The organism is Enterobacter cloacae complex sp. SHL020, from assembly GCF_049236945.1.
In the GTDB taxonomy this organism is placed as follows: Bacteria; Pseudomonadota; Gammaproteobacteria; order Enterobacterales; family Enterobacteriaceae; genus Enterobacter; species Enterobacter dykesii.
This window is the reverse complement of the sequence record NZ_JBMKJF010000004.1, coordinates 471,742-489,060: the sequence shown is the minus strand read 5'-3', so window position 1 is coordinate 489,060 and position 17,319 is coordinate 471,742. Positions and strand designations below refer to the sequence as shown.

General features: G+C 55.2%; 15 protein-coding genes and 1 pseudogene. 1 reads left to right on the top strand and 15 read right to left on the bottom strand.

Features of this window, described 5'->3' with window-relative positions; translation table 11 throughout:
• The 15 genes and pseudogenes from ACOTZB_RS13765 to ACOTZB_RS13695 all read right to left on the bottom strand — a co-directional run.
• Positions 1 to 698 (bottom strand): annotated as a pseudogene (locus tag ACOTZB_RS13765) (phosphomannomutase CpsG); the annotation flags it as partial.
• 110 nt (positions 699 to 808) lie between these two features.
• The gene (cpsB, locus tag ACOTZB_RS13760) at positions 809 to 2,245 is read right to left on the bottom strand and encodes a mannose-1-phosphate guanyltransferase (protein WP_421627442.1); all 1,437 of its coding nucleotides are present in this window, start codon (positions 2,243 to 2,245) and stop codon (positions 809 to 811) included.
• Between the two features lie 3 nt (positions 2,246 to 2,248).
• On the bottom strand, positions 2,249 to 3,472 hold the full coding sequence (gene wcaI, locus ACOTZB_RS13755; RefSeq protein WP_047647341.1) for a colanic acid biosynthesis fucosyltransferase WcaI: 1,224 nt from the start codon (positions 3,470 to 3,472) through the stop codon (positions 2,249 to 2,251).
• A complete protein-coding gene (locus ACOTZB_RS13750; RefSeq protein WP_045418617.1) occupies positions 3,469 to 3,948 on the bottom strand; it encodes a GDP-mannose mannosyl hydrolase in 480 nt (159 codons plus the stop codon). The genes wcaI and ACOTZB_RS13750 overlap by 4 nt, the downstream gene beginning before the upstream one ends.
• Before the next feature lie 2 nt (positions 3,949 to 3,950).
• Positions 3,951 to 4,916 carry a GDP-L-fucose synthase gene (fcl, locus tag ACOTZB_RS13745; RefSeq protein ID WP_024908102.1) on the bottom strand — a complete coding sequence of 322 codons (966 nt, stop codon included), beginning with the start codon at positions 4,914 to 4,916 and terminating at the stop codon, positions 3,951 to 3,953.
• A gap of 2 nt (positions 4,917 to 4,918) precedes the next feature.
• Positions 4,919 to 6,040, bottom strand: a complete 1,122-nt coding sequence (gene gmd / locus ACOTZB_RS13740) for a GDP-mannose 4,6-dehydratase (RefSeq protein ID WP_014884502.1) — start codon at positions 6,038 to 6,040, stop codon at positions 4,919 to 4,921.
• Between the two features lie 24 nt (positions 6,041 to 6,064).
• Positions 6,065 to 6,613, bottom strand: coding sequence for a colanic acid biosynthesis acetyltransferase WcaF (gene wcaF, locus ACOTZB_RS13735; protein ID WP_421627440.1), 549 nt, complete (start codon positions 6,611 to 6,613; stop codon positions 6,065 to 6,067).
• 15 nt (positions 6,614 to 6,628) lie between these two features.
• Positions 6,629 to 7,375, bottom strand: a complete 747-nt coding sequence (gene wcaE, locus ACOTZB_RS13730) for a colanic acid biosynthesis glycosyltransferase WcaE (protein ID WP_033145980.1) — start codon at positions 7,373 to 7,375, stop codon at positions 6,629 to 6,631.
• A gap of 16 nt (positions 7,376 to 7,391) precedes the next feature.
• Complete coding sequence (gene wcaD, locus ACOTZB_RS13725; RefSeq protein WP_024908105.1) at positions 7,392 to 8,612, bottom strand: colanic acid polymerase WcaD; 1,221 nt, start codon at positions 8,610 to 8,612, stop codon at positions 7,392 to 7,394.
• Positions 8,587 to 9,804 (bottom strand): colanic acid biosynthesis glycosyltransferase WcaC, encoded by a 1,218-nt coding sequence (gene wcaC, locus ACOTZB_RS13720; protein ID WP_421627438.1) that lies wholly within the window; start codon positions 9,802 to 9,804, stop codon positions 8,587 to 8,589. The genes wcaD and wcaC overlap by 26 nt, the downstream gene beginning before the upstream one ends.
• On the bottom strand, positions 9,801 to 10,292 hold the full coding sequence (gene wcaB, locus ACOTZB_RS13715) for a colanic acid biosynthesis acetyltransferase WcaB (RefSeq protein ID WP_023312402.1): 492 nt from the start codon (positions 10,290 to 10,292) through the stop codon (positions 9,801 to 9,803). The genes wcaC and wcaB overlap by 4 nt, the downstream gene beginning before the upstream one ends.
• Positions 10,292 to 11,134, bottom strand: coding sequence for a colanic acid biosynthesis glycosyltransferase WcaA (gene wcaA, locus ACOTZB_RS13710; protein ID WP_023312403.1), 843 nt, complete (start codon positions 11,132 to 11,134; stop codon positions 10,292 to 10,294). The genes wcaB and wcaA overlap by 1 nt, the downstream gene beginning before the upstream one ends.
• A gap of 95 nt (positions 11,135 to 11,229) precedes the next feature.
• Positions 11,230 to 13,392, bottom strand: coding sequence for a tyrosine-protein kinase Wzc (wzc, locus tag ACOTZB_RS13705; RefSeq protein WP_193806268.1), 2,163 nt, complete (start codon positions 13,390 to 13,392; stop codon positions 11,230 to 11,232).
• 2 nt (positions 13,393 to 13,394) lie between these two features.
• Positions 13,395 to 13,838, bottom strand: a complete 444-nt coding sequence (wzb, locus tag ACOTZB_RS13700) for a low molecular weight protein-tyrosine-phosphatase Wzb (protein ID WP_332986037.1) — start codon at positions 13,836 to 13,838, stop codon at positions 13,395 to 13,397.
• A gap of 6 nt (positions 13,839 to 13,844) precedes the next feature.
• Positions 13,845 to 14,984 carry a polysaccharide export protein gene (locus ACOTZB_RS13695; RefSeq protein WP_014170829.1) on the bottom strand — a complete coding sequence of 380 codons (1,140 nt, stop codon included), beginning with the start codon at positions 14,982 to 14,984 and terminating at the stop codon, positions 13,845 to 13,847.
• Positions 14,985 to 15,677: 693 nt separating this feature from the next.
• Between ACOTZB_RS13695 and ACOTZB_RS13690 the strand changes: the two genes are divergently transcribed.
• Positions 15,678 to 17,261, top strand: a complete 1,584-nt coding sequence (locus tag ACOTZB_RS13690) for a TerC family protein (RefSeq protein WP_023312406.1) — start codon at positions 15,678 to 15,680, stop codon at positions 17,259 to 17,261.
• Positions 17,262 to 17,319 lie beyond the last annotated feature (58 nt).

The following is a 17,319-nucleotide window of genomic DNA, read 5'->3' as shown; positions in this document are numbered from 1 at the left end:
ACCGCGTTGCGGGTGTCGTCGCGGCACTCCGGCAGCAGCGGGTTAGGAATACCGTTCGGGAAGTTGCCGTCCGGGGTGTTGTGCACCTTGACGAAGGTGACCGGCACGTTCAGTGCCTTAAAGCGGGCTTCCAGCGCATCCACCACCGGGCCAGCCGCGCCGTTACCGGAGTTGATGACCAGCTTCAGCGGCTTGAGGTTCGCCACGTTGATGTAGCCCAGCAGGTGGTCGATGTACTCTTTCTGCAGGTTGATTTTTTTGTAGCTGCCGCGCTTCGCGTCGTTCACCGGCGGGAAGTCGTTGGCTTCCGCCAGGCGCTGCACGTCGCGCAGGCCGGTGTCGCCGCTGATCGGGCGCGCGCCCTTGCGCACCAGCTTCATCCCGTTGTAGTCCATCGGGTTGTGGCTGGCGGTCACTTCGATACCGCCGTCCACGCCCAGGTGGAAGGTGGCAAAGTAAATCTCCTCGGTCCCGGAAAGGCCGATATCCAGCACGTCCACGCCCGCGTCCTGCAGCCCTTTCGCCAGGGCCAGCTTGAGGGATTCACTGGTCAGACGCACGTCGCCGCCCAGCACGATGGTCTGCGGTTTTAAATATTCGCCGTACGCGCGGCCAATGCGCCACGCGATGTCTTCATTCAGCTCTTCGCCCAGCTTGCCGCGAATATCGTAGGCTTTAAAACAGGTTAATTTTTCCATGATGACCCCTTTTTCAGGCAACAGTCGGCCCTGACCACTTAATGGCCAAATTGATTTTTTGTCATTCGCAGGCCCGGTAAGCTCAGCGCCACCGGGCATAATGCAGAGTGCTACACCCGCCCGTAGCGATCCTGGAAGCGCACGATATCGTCTTCTTCCAGATACGAGCCGGAGCGCACCTCAATTAAGTCGAGAGGAATTTTCCCCGGGTTTTCCAGACAGTGCGTCGCCCCCAGCGGAATATAAATGGACTCGTTTTCACCCAGCAGTTTGATTTCACCGTCGATAGTGACTTTAGCGGTACCCGCAACCACCACCCAGTGCTCGGCGCGGTGATGGTGCATCTGCACCGACAGCCCCTCGCCCGGCTTCACGGTGATGCGTTTCACCTGATAGCGGTCACCGGAATCAATGGAGTCATATTTCCCCCACGGACGGTAGACTTCGCGGTGAATATGGTGCTCGTGACGGCCATCGGCCTTGATCTGCTCCACCACTTTTTTAACGTCCTGCACGGCGTTACGGTCGGCAATCAGCACGGCGTCCTTGGTCTGGACAACCACCAGATCCTTCACCCCGACCGTGGTCACCAGGCCGGATTCGGCGTAGACGTAGCTGTTTTCCGTTTTGTGGCTAATCACATCGCCGTGGTGGACGTTACCCTCCGGGGTATGGGCGCTGATCTCCCACAGGGAGGACCAGGAGCCGACATCGCTCCAGCCCGCATCCATCGGTACCACGACGGCGTCCGCCGTACGTTCCATCACCGCGTAGTCAATGGACTCTTCCGGGCAGGCGAGGAACGCCTCTTCATCCACGCGGATGAAATCGAGATCCGGGTCCACCACCGCCATTGCTTTCTCGCAGGCGTGCAGAATATCCGGGCGGTATTTGCGCAGCTCTTCCAGATAGCGTCCGGCGCGGAACAGGAACATCCCGCTGTTCCAGTAATACTCACCGCTGGCGACATACGCCTGCGCGGTTTCCAGATTCGGTTTTTCAACAAACTGCGCCACGTCAAACGCCACGCTGTCGCCTTGACCCGGCGTCACGCTGCCGCGACGAATATAGCCATAGCCGGTTTCCGGCAGATCCGGCACGATGCCGAAGGTCACCAGCTTGCCGCTCTCGGCGTAAGGGATCGCCGCACGCACCGCGTCGCGGAAGGCGTCTTCCTGCTGGATAACGTGGTCTGCCGCCAGGACCAGCATCAGCGGGTCACAGTCCGGGCTGCTGCGTTTTGCCGCCAGCGCCGCCAGGGCAATCGCAGGCGCGGTATTGCGTCCGGCAGGCTCCAGGATGATGTTTTCGGTGAGCTTATTCAGCTGGCGCAGCTGCTCGGCAACAATAAAGCGGTGCTGTTCGTTACAAATCACCACCGGGCTTTCACACTCCACGCCGTGCAGACGGTTTACCGTCGTCTGCAGCATGGTGAGATCCCCTTTCAGGCAGAGGAACTGTTTTGGATAGAGCACGCGGGACAGCGGCCACAACCGGCTACCAGAGCCACCAGCCATCACAACCGGATACAAAGTGGTTTGACTCATGATTTATCCCCGTATATCTGCAATAAATTGGCTCAGCACGTTCTCTTTCTCGAGCGTGCGTTCGGCATATTCACGTGCCACCGTGTTCACTTTTGGCATGGCAAGTGCCTGCTCAATTCCGGTTACCAGCGCCGGGACCGATTCCGGCTCCACGCACACGGCAATCCCCGGATAGCTGTCACACAGCTGGCCTAATTCTGTTTCGGCTTCTGCCGTAATCACCGCGTTACCGCCCACTGCCAGAATGTTGGTCAGCTTGGACGGCAGCACCGCGTCCGCGGCGCCGCGTTTTTGGACCACCAGATGGCAGTCGCCCATCTTCAGCAGCGCAGGCAATGCCTCGTAAGACTGAAGCGGGAAAAATTTCACGTTGGTCAGGCCGCGTTCCCCGGCCATTTTTTCCAGCCGCGCCTTTCCCCCGCCCTGCCCGACAATCACAAACGTCCACGGATGTTCACTCAGCAGCTGGGCCGCTTCAATCACGCTCTCCAGCCCCTGTTTTTCGCCGATGTTGCCTGAGTAAAGAATGATTTTTTGATCTTCAGGCAAACCGAGCTGCGCGCGCAGGGCCTGAGCGTCCTGCTCAGTCACGTCGCGAAAACGCGCCACTTCGGACCAGTTCGGGAAGAAGATCACCTTCTCTGCCGGAACGCCCTTCTCCTGCGCCTTGTTCATCATCGAGCGCGAGATAGTCGAGACGTAATCCACGTTATGTAAGCCGCTGCGCTCAAAGGCGCTGGCGAGCTTCGCCACCTTGCCGCCTTTACTTTTGCCTGCCATCCCCAGGCCCAGCATGGCGTCAACTTCATAATCCTGAATGTGCAGCAGAGTGCGCGCGCCGGAGAGTTTGCCCAGCAGGCGCATGCCCGGCGTGCAAAACAGCGTCGGCACCACGCCGATAATGCGATCCGGCTTCCAGCGACGCTGCGCCATCAGCGGGAAGAAACTGCTCAGGGCGAAGCTGCCCAGATGAAGTAACCGTTTCAGCGTTGAGGGCTGCTTAGGCACATACAGCGGGCAGCGCCAGACGGTTGCTGCGCCCTCTTCGCGACGGTAGCGCCAGCTTGAGTAGCGCTCCCCCACTTTCCACTCCGGGTAGTACGGCGGCGCGGTAATGACCCGCACGTCATGTCCCTGGCTCGCCATCCACTCGACCATCTCGCCGGTGTATTTCCCGATGCCGGTTAATTCCGGCGAGTAGTTGATTCCGTACACTAAAATTTTCATAAGCCCGGCACTCCGGACTGACGTTCAGCGAGGAAATAGGCACGACTATTGTCATGCACATTGTCGCTCGCCAGCAGCGCCTCTGGCGTCTGCCAGCGGTAGTCGTCGTGCTGAGAATCAGGCAGACGCAGGTCTGCCTCACTCACCTTCAGACGGAACCCCAGCACGATGTAGTGCGTGGTGAATCCGGTGCCTGAAAAGTTATCGTCATAGAAGTGCTGCCAGACCCCGTAAAACTGGCCCGCTGCCATCGGCAGCTGCAGGCCCAGTTCCGCCAGAGTGAGACGCTCAAACGCATCGGTAAGCGTCTCATCCTTTTGCACGCGCCCGCCGGGCACGAACCAGAAGCCCTGTGCAGGACGGTTGGTTCGTTTCCCCAGCAAGAACTCGCCGCGTTCGTTCTCCACGATCAAATCAATCGAGATGAGCGGAGTGGAACGCACTACCGTGGCAAAATCTTCCTGACTTAAAAACATCGTTACCCCCGGAAGCGGTGCTGGTTTTCCAGGAACCACTGGTAGGTACTGGCCAGCCCCTGCTCCAGTGACACCTCGTGATACCAGCCCAGCTGATGCAGACGGGTCACGTCCAGCAGCTTGCGCGGCGTGCCGTCCGGTTTCGTCGCGTCAAACACCACGCGGCCTTTGTAGCCCACTACCTGCGCGATGGTTTGCGCCAGCTCGCGAATGGTGCAGTCCACGCCGGTACCGACGTTGATGTGCGACAGCATCGGCTCGGTGTTCTCCTGCCACACTTCGCGATCCAGCTCCATCACGTGAATGCTGGCGGCAGCCATGTCGTCCACGTGCAGGAACTCGCGCATCGGCGTACCGCTCCCCCACACCACCACGTCCGGCGCGTTCTCGGCGGTCGCCTCGTGGAAGCGGCGCAGCAGCGCCGGGATCACGTGCGAGTTGCTCGGGTGGAAGTTGTCGTGCGGTCCGTACAGGTTGGTCGGCATCACCGAACGATAGTCGCGGTTGTACTGACGGTTGTAGGACTCGCACAGCTTGATCCCGGCAATCTTGGCAATCGCGTACGGCTCGTTGGTCGCTTCCAGCGTGCCCTGCAGCAGTTCGCTTTCGGCGATCGGCTGTTTCGCCATTTTCGGGTAAATACAGGACGATCCGAGGAACAGCAGCTTATTCACGTTGTGCAGATGCGCCGCGTGAATGATGTTGCTCTCGATCATCATGTTTTCGTAGATGAAATCCGCCGGGTAGGTGTTGTTAGCGACAATACCGCCCACCTTCGCCGCCGCCAGATACACCTGGTCAATGCGTTCGTTAGCAAAGAAGTCCTGTACCGCGCGGCTGTCGAGCAGGTTCAGCTCGTCGCGGGTGCGGACAATCACTTCCACGTCACCGCGCTGCTCCAGCTGGCGAACAATCGCGGAACCCACCATTCCGCGATGACCGGCGACAAAAATACGTTGTTTTGTCATTCTCAGGACTCCAGCGCGATGGCAACCTCGTAGCCATGAGACTTGAGCAGGGAGTGTTTTTTCGCTGCTTCAAGATCTTTAGCTACCATCTCGGAAACCATTTCCTGCAGAGTGATTTCTGGTTTCCAGCCCAGCTTCTCGTGCGCTTTGGTTGGGTCGCCCAGCAGGGTTTCCACTTCAGCAGGACGGAAGTAGCGCGGGTCAACCTGGACAATCACGTCGCCTGGCTTCACGCCCGGTGCGTCGTGGCCGGTCACGGAAACCACGATACCTTTCTCTTCCACGCCGGTACCTTCGAAGCGCAGTTTGATGCCCAGCTGTGCCGCGGCCATTTCAACGAACTGACGTACGGAGTACTGCACGCCGGTCGCAATCACGAAGTCTTCTGGCTGTTCCTGCTGCAGCATCATCCACTGCATTTTCACGTAGTCTTTGGCATGGCCCCAGTCACGCAGGGAATCCATGTTGCCGAGGTGCAGGCAAGACTCCAGACCCTGCGCGATGTTGGCGATAGCGCGGGTGATTTTGCGGGTCACGAAGGTTTCGCCGCGACGCGGAGATTCGTGGTTGAACAGGATGCCGTTACAGGCGTACATGCCGTAGGATTCACGGTAGTTCACGGTGATCCAGTAGGCGTACAGTTTTGCTACCGCATACGGAGAGCGCGGGTAGAACGGCGTGGTCTCTTTCTGTGGGATTTCCTGCACCAGACCGTACAGCTCGGAGGTGGATGCCTGGTAGAAGCGAGTTTTCTTCTCAAGGCCGAGGAAGCGGATCGCTTCCAGCAGACGCAGCGTACCCATGGCATCAACGTCAGCGGTGTATTCCGGGGATTCGAAGGAGACCGCTACGTGGCTCATCGCGCCCAGGTTGTAGACTTCATCCGGCTGCACTTCCTGCAGGATACGGGTCAGGTTGGAGGTATCGGTCAGGTCGCCGTAGTGCAGGTGGAATTTCGGGTTCGCCGCGTGAGGATCCTGATAAATATGATCCACACGTTCGGTGTTGAAAGAAGATGCACGACGTTTAATACCGTGTACTTCATACCCTTTTTCCAGCAGGAACTCTGCCAGATAAGAACCATCCTGCCCGGTAACGCCGGTGATGAGAGCGACTTTAGACATGTTTATATTCCTCTACTTATGAATTTAATCAGTTTCAACGCGTTCGCGTATCACCACTGCGGGGTTGCCACGGCAAATTTTATTTGCCGGTAGCGATTTAAAAACGCTGCTGCGGGCACCGACTACCGTGCCATCGCCAACAGAAACACCCGGTGCAACAAAAACATCCGTTGCCAGCCAGCATTTTTCGCCAATCACAACAGGCGAAGCGGTAATATCAAAATGCTGACTCATAAAATCGTGGCTGCCGGTGCACAAATAACATTTCTGTGAAACCACCGAATTTGCGCCAACCGTAATTTCGCCAAGGGTATATAACACCGCATCATCCCCAACCCATGCGTAATCCCCCAGCGTTAATTTCCACGGATAGGTAATTTTCACAGAAGGTCGGATGACTACGTTTTTTCCGATTTTTGCGCCAAACAGGCGCAATAAAAAAGCTCGCCAGCGGTACATTATTTGCGGCGACCAGGCAAATAATGTTGCCTGAACGGCCCACCACAGCTGTACCTTAATACCGTTCCCGCCCCGAAAACCTTTCGGCACGGAGAAACCTTTTAAATCCTGCATTGCGTTTCCTTATATTCAGGCTTTGTTATATAAGGTTTTCGTTTTGCCTGTGGTACGCAGGCGTAATAAATAGGACAATTCCGCCCAGAACCCCGGCACGCGTAATATTTTACGCTGCACGTTTTTGGCATCCTGGCACAATTCCAGATTATTAGACGTTGACACGCCGCCCATTGAGAATTCAGACACCAGCCCTTTAATTCGACGGAACGGGTAACCTGATTTATACAGGCTGGCTGCCAGCGCATAATCGGAAGACACTTTATACTGCAAATCGTAAGGCTGTTTTTTCAGCCCCTTTACCGGGAAGAAAATGGCCTGATGGCTGGCCGGCAAGCTGTGGTAGATATACCAGCCTGGCTTCGCGCTACGGCACACTTTATGTCCATCGCCAAAATCGAGCAGCGCATCGCCAATATACATGGCGTCCTCTTTCTGGCGAGCCAGCTGACGGGCAAACAGCGCCACGTCTTCATGGAAAATATCGCCCGAGTTCAGGAAGATGGCATAACGGCCTTGCGCCATGTTGATGCCTTTATTCATCGCATCGTAGATGCCTTTATCTTTCTCGCTGATGTAGCGTAAGTTGAACTCACCGTTGAGTTTTTCCAGAAACTCCGCCGTGCCATCGTTCGAGCCGCCGTCGACCACAATCCACTCAAAGGTGAGGCTTGGATCGCGCGCCAGGTTGCGCAGCGAGCGCCAGGTTTTTACCACCCCTTCGTAATTACGAAAAGCGACAGTAATGACGCTAAGAAACATAAATCACCTCATTTCGTCATACGTTCGTAATATTAAGCGCCTTGCGCAGAATAAACGGACAGACAATCAAGAAAGCATATTCCGGGCTAAATATTGACCCGGTAAAAAACAGCGACACCGGAGTAAACAGATAAAGCTGAACGCGAAAATTCTGGTTATCACCAAACGCGTTAATCATCATTTTGAAAACTTTAAACAGATACCACAGGGTCAACAGTACGGCGAACCACGAAAAATAAATAATTAACAGATACAGACCATTGTCTATGGTTTTACCGACATCCGCACCGTTAAAGATTCCGAATGATGCAACATATTCGTAAAGTGAGCCGAATCTTACTACCCCATCAATATGGGTTAAGGAATAACCCACCATCACCAGCGGTCCAATGATGCGATAATAGGACGAAGACCCTTCCGTTCCCAAATCACCCAGACGTTCTGAGATGTACGGGAAGGCAAATATCACGCCTACCATAAATACCGTCAGGGAGATAATCGCCAGCGGCAGTTTTTTCTTAATCGCATCTTTGTTCAGGTACTGAAACGCCCATTCCAGCAGGTAAAACAGGATAAATGTCATTACCCCTGAGAACGATCCAGACAGAACAATTCCTGCAAGAATCATAGCATCGGTCTTAGGCGTTTTGATACCAAACTGTTTGATGCTGAGCCAAATTGAGATTAACGCCAGAGCGAAAAACGCCGGTTCAAAATAGAGGGCTGTAGTACGCTTCCCGCCAAACTTGATGAAGTTCAATACATAGCTGTTACTGTAAATGAGATATTTCGAAATTATCTCCATCAGGCTGCTGCCGCCGGTGAGAATAATTTGCGCCATCTCCAGCGCGGCAAGCATAACAATTAACGCAACGGCAATATAAAAGAACCTAAGGATTTTCCGATAATTGTGCGGAGAAATAGTTTTAAACCGAATACTCCAGACCATACCGATAATAATGACAATATAAACAAACAGCATGGTTGACGTGACGTATTTACTGGCATCCAGCGACTGGCCAAAGATGTAGTTAAACAGCGTCAGGCCCGTGCCCAGCCCTAAGGCAATCATCAGCTTCTTGAGGTTGATTTTATCGACATACAGCAGAAGCAGAACGGGCAGGAAGGTTACGATGGTTATCGGGAAGCTTTCGCCGAGCTGGGCAATTTTGACGTTGACCAGCAGGTAGATCAGCGGCAGCAGCAGATAACTACAGACTCTGATAGAACGAGACATATTCCTCCAGCATCTGTTGTCCACTGTAGGCCTTGCGGCTGCGGTTGCGGAACGATTCCAGGTCCGTGCCAAAAACGATCTCAGCAATCTGCGCCTTCGGCAGCTGTACCAGCGGCAGGACCTCCTGCTCCGTGAAGGTTTTCCCGCCGGACTTTTCCAGCACTTCGCGCGCCGCATCGCTGTGGGTGGCGATCACCGGCACGCCGATAGAGAGCGCTTCGCAGAGGATCAGCGGGTAGTTATCCACGCGGGAGCTGAACACCAGCGCGTCCATTTCATTCAGCGCACTCATCAGCTTGCGCTTGTCGGTCTCAAACCCGTGGTTCACCACGTTAGTCCCTTCGAATGGGGAAAACTTGCCGAAGGTATGAAGCTCTATCTTGTCACCCAGCGCCATCATGTCACGCACCAGCTGCTGGTTGGTTTTACCGTCGTAACGCAGGTCATGCGCAACAATAGCGATTTTCGGTTTGCCCGCGGTTTCGGCCACCGGGGTTAGCTCGGCAAGAATGGCTTCCGTCGCCACGTCGATGCCGTTGTTGATAATCTGACAGCGCCCTGCCCCGTACAGGCTGTTGAAGGCATCGGCCACGTGCTGGCTCGGGGAGATGAACGTACAGCCGAGCGAGAGCATGTCGCGGAACAGCTGACGCTTTCCGGCCACCAGCTGATGCGCGCGATCCACCTTCACCGGCGGGTAGTTGCTTAACGTCGGGCACTTCTGGCAGTTATCTTTCCAGCCTTCGCAGCCGTCGGTAAACGCGCAGCGTCCGGTCACGCTCCAGTGATCGTGCAGCGTCCAGACAAAGCGGGTATCGGGCTTGTGGGCCTGCACCTTCTGGCAAAACGCCACCACCTCTTCCAGATTCAGCCAGTAGCTGTGCAGCACGTGAAAATGCAGCACAACCGGGCCCGCGGTGCGGGTAACCGTGCGGTAAAGATTGTTCAGGTTGCCAAACAGATCGCGGTTAAACAGACGGAACAGCGCAATGTTGGCAATCGAGGTCAGACGCGGCGTGTGCTTGTGCACCTGCGGGAAGTTATCGTGGCTGACGCTTTTCTTGCCGCCTTTGCCGTAACCGTAAATAAAGCGAGACTGAAGTCCTTTTTGCAGCGCGCGCTGGTGCAGATCCAGGGCCACGCCTGCCGCTCCGCCTTCTGCGAGGCGTACGTTAAATTGCAGAATGTTCATTTAATCACCTTCACGCGGGCTTTTTCTCCCACCACCAGCGCGTTATCCGGAATGCTGTCCAGCACTACGCTGCCAGCACCAATCGTGACGTTATTACCAATCGTAATGTCACCGATGATTACCACGTTCGCGCCCAGCTCGACGTTGTTGCCGATGACCGGGCAGGCCAGACTGTCAGGCCCGCGGTTGCCAATGGTGACCGCATGACGAATGGTGAAATCATCCCCGGCGACCACAAACTTGTTGATTACCACCGCATAGCCGTGATGGATGGTAAAGCGGCGGCCAATGGTGGCAGCGGCCTGAATTTCATAGCCAAAAAAGCATTCGGTAATGATGCGGTACAGCACCAGCACGGGCGCCGCCCAGATATTGTTCAGCACGTTTTTCTTACGCCACACCGAGCAAAAGTGCGCGATGCGGTACGCCAGAACCATGCAGCACGGACGCAGGCTCCAGCTGTTAGCGCGGCAATCTTCCAGAAACATTATTTCCCCCGAAGTCCATCAGCCAGGCGCTTGCCGTTACGCACGGACAGCAGCGTCAGCAACGTGCGCCAGTTCATGCGCTTATTGCGGATCTGATAGAGGGTAAAGAGCTGATATTTACGGCTGGCACGGTCAAACTTGTCCTTGTGCTTGCGGTAAAAATGGAAGTAGCCGGAGAACTTCTTCGGCGAGGAGGTGATTTGCATCTCCCCGTGGTTGATATGCAGGATCTGCGTGGCCTCTTCCACTTTCCACGGCTCGCCGTATTCCACCACCATGCGCAGGAAGATATCGTAATCCTGCGCGGCCTTGAGTTCGGTATCGAACAGGCACTCTTTGAAACGCCACGCCCAGGTGAAGACCTGGTTACCAATAATGTTGCGCTTGTAGAACAGGCGGCGAGAGTACGGCGATTTCGGGTACAGCGGCAGACTCGCGGGCTGCGAGTAAACCTCGCCCTGGCAGACATAGTCGTTGGCATACAGGAAAGCGTGCGTGACCAGCTGTTCTTTATGCGACAGGAAGATAGACAGGCGGTTCGGCGTCCATTCGTCATCGTCGTCGATTCCGGTCAGATACTGCCCTTTGGCCTGCATAATCGCCTGATTACGCACCGCGCACGCGCCGGAGTTAATCGCGTTATGCGTATAGACCACCCGCGGGTCGTTGAGGTCAGTCACAAACTTTTGCAGCTGTTCATACGAGGAAGAGCAGTCATCAACGATGATCAGCTCCCAGTTATCGTAATCCTGTCGCAGGACGGATTTTATTGCGCGGATCGCCAGCTGCTGACGATTCCATGTCGGCATATAGATTGAAACTAAAGGGCGTTGTGTGGTCATGGTCTTCCCCTTATCCCTCACCCCGCTCCTCTCCCGGAGGGAGAGGGAGATAGCTGCTCTCCTCTCTGGGGAGAGGGTTAGGGTGAGGGGGATTTTTATTTGCTGTCAGATTTATATTCGTACTCGTAATAACCGTAATCCTGGTACCCGGTCGCGCGGCGGAAGATGGAGTTCAGGATCACCCCTTTCACCTCAATCCCGTTCTGCTCGAAGCGGCTCAGGCTGGTTTCCACCTCTTTCAGGGTGTTGACCGCGTAACGCGCCACCATCAGCGTGGTGCCAGCGTGGCGGCCAACAACCGCTGCGTCGGTTACGGCCAGAATTGGCGGCGTATCGATCAGCACCAGGTCGTAGTTTTTGCTCGCCCACTCCACCAGTTCGGTGAAGCGTTCGCTCATCAGCAGCTCGGACGGGTTAGGCGGCACCTGACCGCGTGGGATCAGATCAAATTTCGGCACCGTTGTGGGTTTCGCGCTCTGGCTGATGTCACCTTTGCCGAGCAGGATTTCCGACAGACCGTTCACGTTGTTGGTGCCCAGCAGTTCGTGGGTGTAGCCCTTACGCATATCGCAGTCGATCAGCAGCACGCGCTTGTCGGTCTGGCTGACCACCGCCGCCAGGTTGGCGCAGACGAAGGTTTTACCGATCGACGGGCTCACGCCGGTTAACATCAGGACGTTGTTTTTGGCCTGCATCATGGCGAAGTGCAGGCTGGTGCGCAGGCTGCGGATCGCTTCGATGGCGAGGTCGGTCGGGTTACCCACCGCCAGAAGCTGGCTCTGTTTGTAACGCTTGACGCCCTTGATGGTTTTGACGCTGTCACGGGATTTTTGCCACTCGGACAGCGGAATGCTGGCATAGACGTTGATACCGCTCTCTTCCAGCACCTGCGGGCTTTCGATACCGCGGTTGAACAGCGAACGCAGCAGCACGCCCACGATGGAGAGCATCAGGCCGAGAATAATGCTGCCGAGAATAATCAGCGCTTTCTTCGGCTTCAGCACGCCAGGCTGGGTAATGGCCGGGTCGACGATACGCACGTCACCGACGGTACTGGCTTCGGTGATTTTCAGCTCCTGCTGCTTGTTCAGCAGCTGCATGTAAACCTGCTGTCCTGACTCCACGTCGCGGGTCAGACGCACGATCTCCTGCTGCGTTTTCGGCATCGCGGTCACGCGGTCATTGAGCTTCGCCTTCTCCTCTTCCAGCGTGCGGCGTTTCTCCAGCAGCGTGCGGTAGGCCGGGTGACGTTTGGTATAAAGCTTGGAAATTTCCGCCTCTTTGAAGGTCAGCTCGTTGAGCTGCGCGTCAATGTTGACCATTGAATCGAGGACCGATTTCGCCTCCAGCGGCAGGTCAACGGAGTCTTTATCCTGACGATAGGCGTTCAGCTTGTTCTCGGCATCATCCAGACGGGCACGCACTTCCGGGAGCTGTTTTGACAGGAACGCCAGGCTTTTCGCCGCTTCTGCCGACTTACGCTCGACGTTCTGCTCAAGATAGTTGCGGGTAATGCTGTTCAGTATGTCGCGGATTTGATCCTTATCTTCACCGGTAAAGGTCATGCTCAGCACGCCGGTGTCCTTACCGTTTTCGGTGACGGTCAGGTTGTTTTGCAGATTATTGATCATTCCCAGCGTGGAGAATTTGGTGACGGTGAATTCACCGCCCTCCTGTGCGTTGATGGCGCTAACCATCATGCTGACGCCGTCTTTGGTCAGCATCTGCCCCACTTCACCGCGGGCGCTAAAACCTGCGTCGCTGGTTAGCTGATACTGTTTCGGGCCAAGCACCGTCAGGGTAAACGTCTGATCGGCGGCCCCTTTCGGCAGCACGAAGTCAGTCACTTTCACCGTGTCGTTGCTTCGCCCCATCAGACGATCCCAGCCGGCACCAAAGATTGGGAAGGTATTTTTGGTGACGGAGATATCGAGCCCGAGGTCGTGAACCGTTTTACCCAGCACCAGGCGTGACTGGATGAGCTGAATTTCGGCGTCGGATGCCGGCGGCTTGTTCGCCAGCGCGGAACCAATGTCCTGCACCAGCGAGTTGCCGGTATTCTGCTCGATCTGCACCAGCGCATCGGCGCTGTAGATAGGGGTGGCGAAGAGCGTGTAGACGACGGCCGCCGCGGCGAACACGGCGGTAATGCCAAGCACCCACCACTTTGCCTCTACAACAGTGCCGACCAGGCGCCCAATATCAATTTCATCACTGCCCGAAGTCGGGGCGGCAGAAGGTCTTGTTTTTTCTGTCATTGTTATCCCTGCTGAGCTTTCAGTGCCTGCGCCCACTGTTGGGCAGACTGGTCAAGTAAGGTGTAAACCGCCTCAAAGGCCTCATGGCTTTTGCGATACGGATCGGGGATTTCACGTTCATTGTCCCAGTGACCAAACAGCATCACCTTGCCGCGCATCTCCGGAGCGATATCGCACAGCGCATGAATATGGCGTTTTTCCATCGTCAGGATCAGGTCATACTCGCGGCACATGCGGCCAGTGACCTGGCGGGCCACGTGGCCGTCGAGAGAGAGATGATGATCCCGCGCCACGCTCGTTGCGCGCTCATCGGCACCTTTACCGACCAGTGCACCCAGCCCGGCCGAATCAACGGTCAGTTCGGGCTGGTAGTGTTTCAACAACCGTTCAGCCGTAGGGGAACGGCAGATATTCCCCACGCATACCACCAGAATTTTGTTAAACATCGCGGATTACCAGGTATGAATGTCGCGCGCCGTATCCGTCATGTAGCGAACGCCACTGATGGTTGGCAGCAACTGGTTGATCAGACGGTTCCAGCGGGCAACCGGCGCGGTGGTGACATACACCACATCGTATGGCTGGAGACGGAACTCCGTTGCCATCACCAGAGAGGTCGCATCGGACATATCCAGCTGGTAGATGTTGGCAATCTTGCCTTTCGCACTGCCCTCACCTTTCAGCGGACGGATAACGAAGATACCGGTCGCGTTAGAGGTCGTCAGATCGATACCTTCAGCATTGCCCAGCGCTTCGGTCAGCGTCATACCGCTAAAGTCCATTTTGAGGGTGCTCTGTTTCTTCACTTCACCCATCACGAAGACTTTCAGATCGTCATTGCGCGGTACGTAGAGAATGTCGCCCGGATAGAGCAGGCGGTTCTGGGTCAGATCGCCGTTTTGCATCAGCGCCTGCAGCGAAATGCGCTGCTCCTTCCCGTTGTGGGTGAGCACGACGTTGCGCCAGTCCGCGCCGTCGGTTAACCCGCCCGCGGCGTTAATGGCATCCAGTACCGTCAGAGGAACGTTGGTGATGGCCTGCTGGCCGGATTTATTCACCTGGCCGGAGATATAGGCTTTTTGCGAGCGGAATGCGGCGATATTAACGTCCACCTGCGGATCGGCGATGTACTGCGCTAAGCGGCCGGTAATATCACTACGGATCTCGGCAAGCGTTTTGCCTGCAACATGGACTTTACCAATGTAGGGATAGAACATGGTGCCATCTGACTGCACCCAGTTACCGGTGTCGCTTGAGCTACGGTACTGGCCCGCTGGCGTGGTCAGTTCAGGGTGGTCCCAGACGGTCACGTTGATCACGTCCCCCGGCCCCACGCGGTACTGGTAAGACGCAATTTCCTGATCCAGCGACATATTCGGCTGGGCAACATTCGGACGTGGACGTAATTGTTCGACCAGACGAGGCGTAAGAGGATAAACATTCACCATTTTGTCGAGATCAAAATCGGCATCCTGTTGTTTGATCACATCCTTACCCATTGTTGACATATTGCTGCCGGGAAAGACCGTGCAACCACTCATCAAGGTCACAGACACCAATAATGGCATCAATTTCATTTTGGATTTCATCATTGATTATTTATCACTTTGGCAGAGTAATTATCCTGTGCAATTTAAATAAGCTCGAGTCGTATTGGGTTTCAGCATGCAGTTAATCAAATAGAAATATAACTGGCATCAGTCCTAAAAAAAGCTTATTCATCCATTGGCTATTGACAGAATAATCGAGGCTGATTCACACGCTTTCAGGCACGCTACCGCCCTTGGCTTTCAGTTACCAATCCACTGACTAAACAATGTGTTATGGATAGACACCCTCTTGAGCAAGGTCTTCTGGAAATATATCAGTCGCTTGAGAAACCCAACGGATAATGAATAACCATCTCCTGAAGACCAAACATTAATAGCAACACCGAGATTTAACATTTGATGCTGGGAGAATTGTTGCAGCTAACCTAATAGCAGGCAAGGAGACAACAGTCCTAATATCGGTTTTTAAGATTAATATTAAGAGCAAATTTTTGACCTTTTAGGATTTTCTTTATATTGACAAAATGAGAGTAAAAAACACCGCCTGCGATATATCCTAAAATGCTATCTCTGCAATTAAATATTCGCATTTCGCTTATTTACACATTATTGAGAATGCTCTCTTTTTTAACCGTCGTATTAAGAGAAATCTCAGCCCGGCATTGCAATTTCCCCCAGCTTTATCCATGATCGAAGTGTGACATTCGTCATATAACAGAAGGTATTGCTATTACTATGGAATGGATTGCCGATCCCTCAATCTGGGCCGGGCTGGTTACGCTGGTCGTCATCGAGCTGGTGCTCGGGATTGATAATCTGGTTTTTATCGCCATCCTTGCTGAAAAACTGCCCCCTTCCCAGCGCGACCGCGCGCGCGTAACGGGTCTGCTGCTGGCGATGGTGATGCGTTTACTGCTGCTGGCCTCTATCTCCTGGCTGGTGACGCTCACTCAGCCTCTGTTCTCCATTCACGGCCTGAGTTTTAGCGCCCGCGATCTGATCATGCTCTTCGGCGGGTTGTTCCTGCTGTTCAAAGCCACGGTGGAGCTCAACGAGCGGCTGGAGGGCAAAGACAGCGAGAACCCGACCCAGCGTCGCGGGGCGAAATTCTGGCCGGTAGTGGCGCAAATCGTGGTGCTGGATGCGGTCTTCTCACTTGACTCGGTGATCACCGCCGTCGGGATGGTGGATCACCTTGCGGTGATGATGGCTGCGGTGATCATTGCCATCACGCTGATGGTCATGGCCAGCAAGGCGCTGACCCGCTTTGTGAACAGTCACCCGACCATCGTGATCCTCTGTCTGAGCTTCCTGCTGATGATTGGCTTTAGCCTGGTGGCCGACGGTTTTGGCTTCCATATTCCGAAAGGCTACCTGTACGCCGCCATCGGCTTCTCCGTCATGATTGAAGCGCTTAACCAGCTGGCAATATTTAACCGCCGCCGCTTCCTGTCCGCGAATCAGACTCTGCGTCAGCGCACGGCCGACACGGTTATGCGCCTGCTAAGCGGTAAGAAAGAGGATGCGGAGCTGGATGCCGAATCCTCCGCCATGCTGGCCGATCACAGCGACGGGCTGATCTTTGACCCGCAGGAAAGACGGATGATCGAGCGGGTGCTTAATCTGAATCAGCGGACGGTCAGCAGCATCATGACCTCGCGGCACGACATTGAGCATATCGACCTGACGGCACCGGAAGAGCACATTCGCGCCCTGCTGGATAAAAACCAGCACACCCGCGTGGTGGTGACCGGCGGTGAAGAGGAAGAGGAGCTGCTGGGCGTGGTGCACGTTATTGACCTGCTCCAGCAGCAGCTGCACGGCGAGGCGCTCAATCTACGCGTACTGGTCCGCCAGCCGCTGGTTTTCCCGGAGGGGCTACCGCTGCTTTCCGCCCTTGAGCAATTCCGTAACGCGCGCACGCACTTTGCCTTTGTGGTGGATGAGTTTGGTTCGGTGGAAGGGCTGGTCACGCTCAGCGACGTGATGGAAACCATTGCCGGTAATTTGCCTAACGAGGTGGATGAGATTGACGCCCGCCATGATATTCAGAAAAACGCAGACGGTTCGTGGACGGCTAACGGCCATATGCCGCTGGAAGACCTGGTGCAATACGTGCCGCTGCCGCTGGATGAAAAACGGGAATATCATACTATTGCCGGTCTGCTGATGGAGTATTTGCAGCGTATCCCGCAGCCGGGGGAAGAGGTTCAGGTGGGCGACTATCTGCTCAAAACGCTGCAGATTGAAAACCATCGCGTGCAGAAGGTTCAGCTCATTCCGCTGCGGGATGAGGAAGAGCTGGATTTTGAGGTTTAGGTAAAACAAAACGGCAACCCGGTTGCCGTTTTTAGTGTTTGCTCCCTCTCCCACGGGA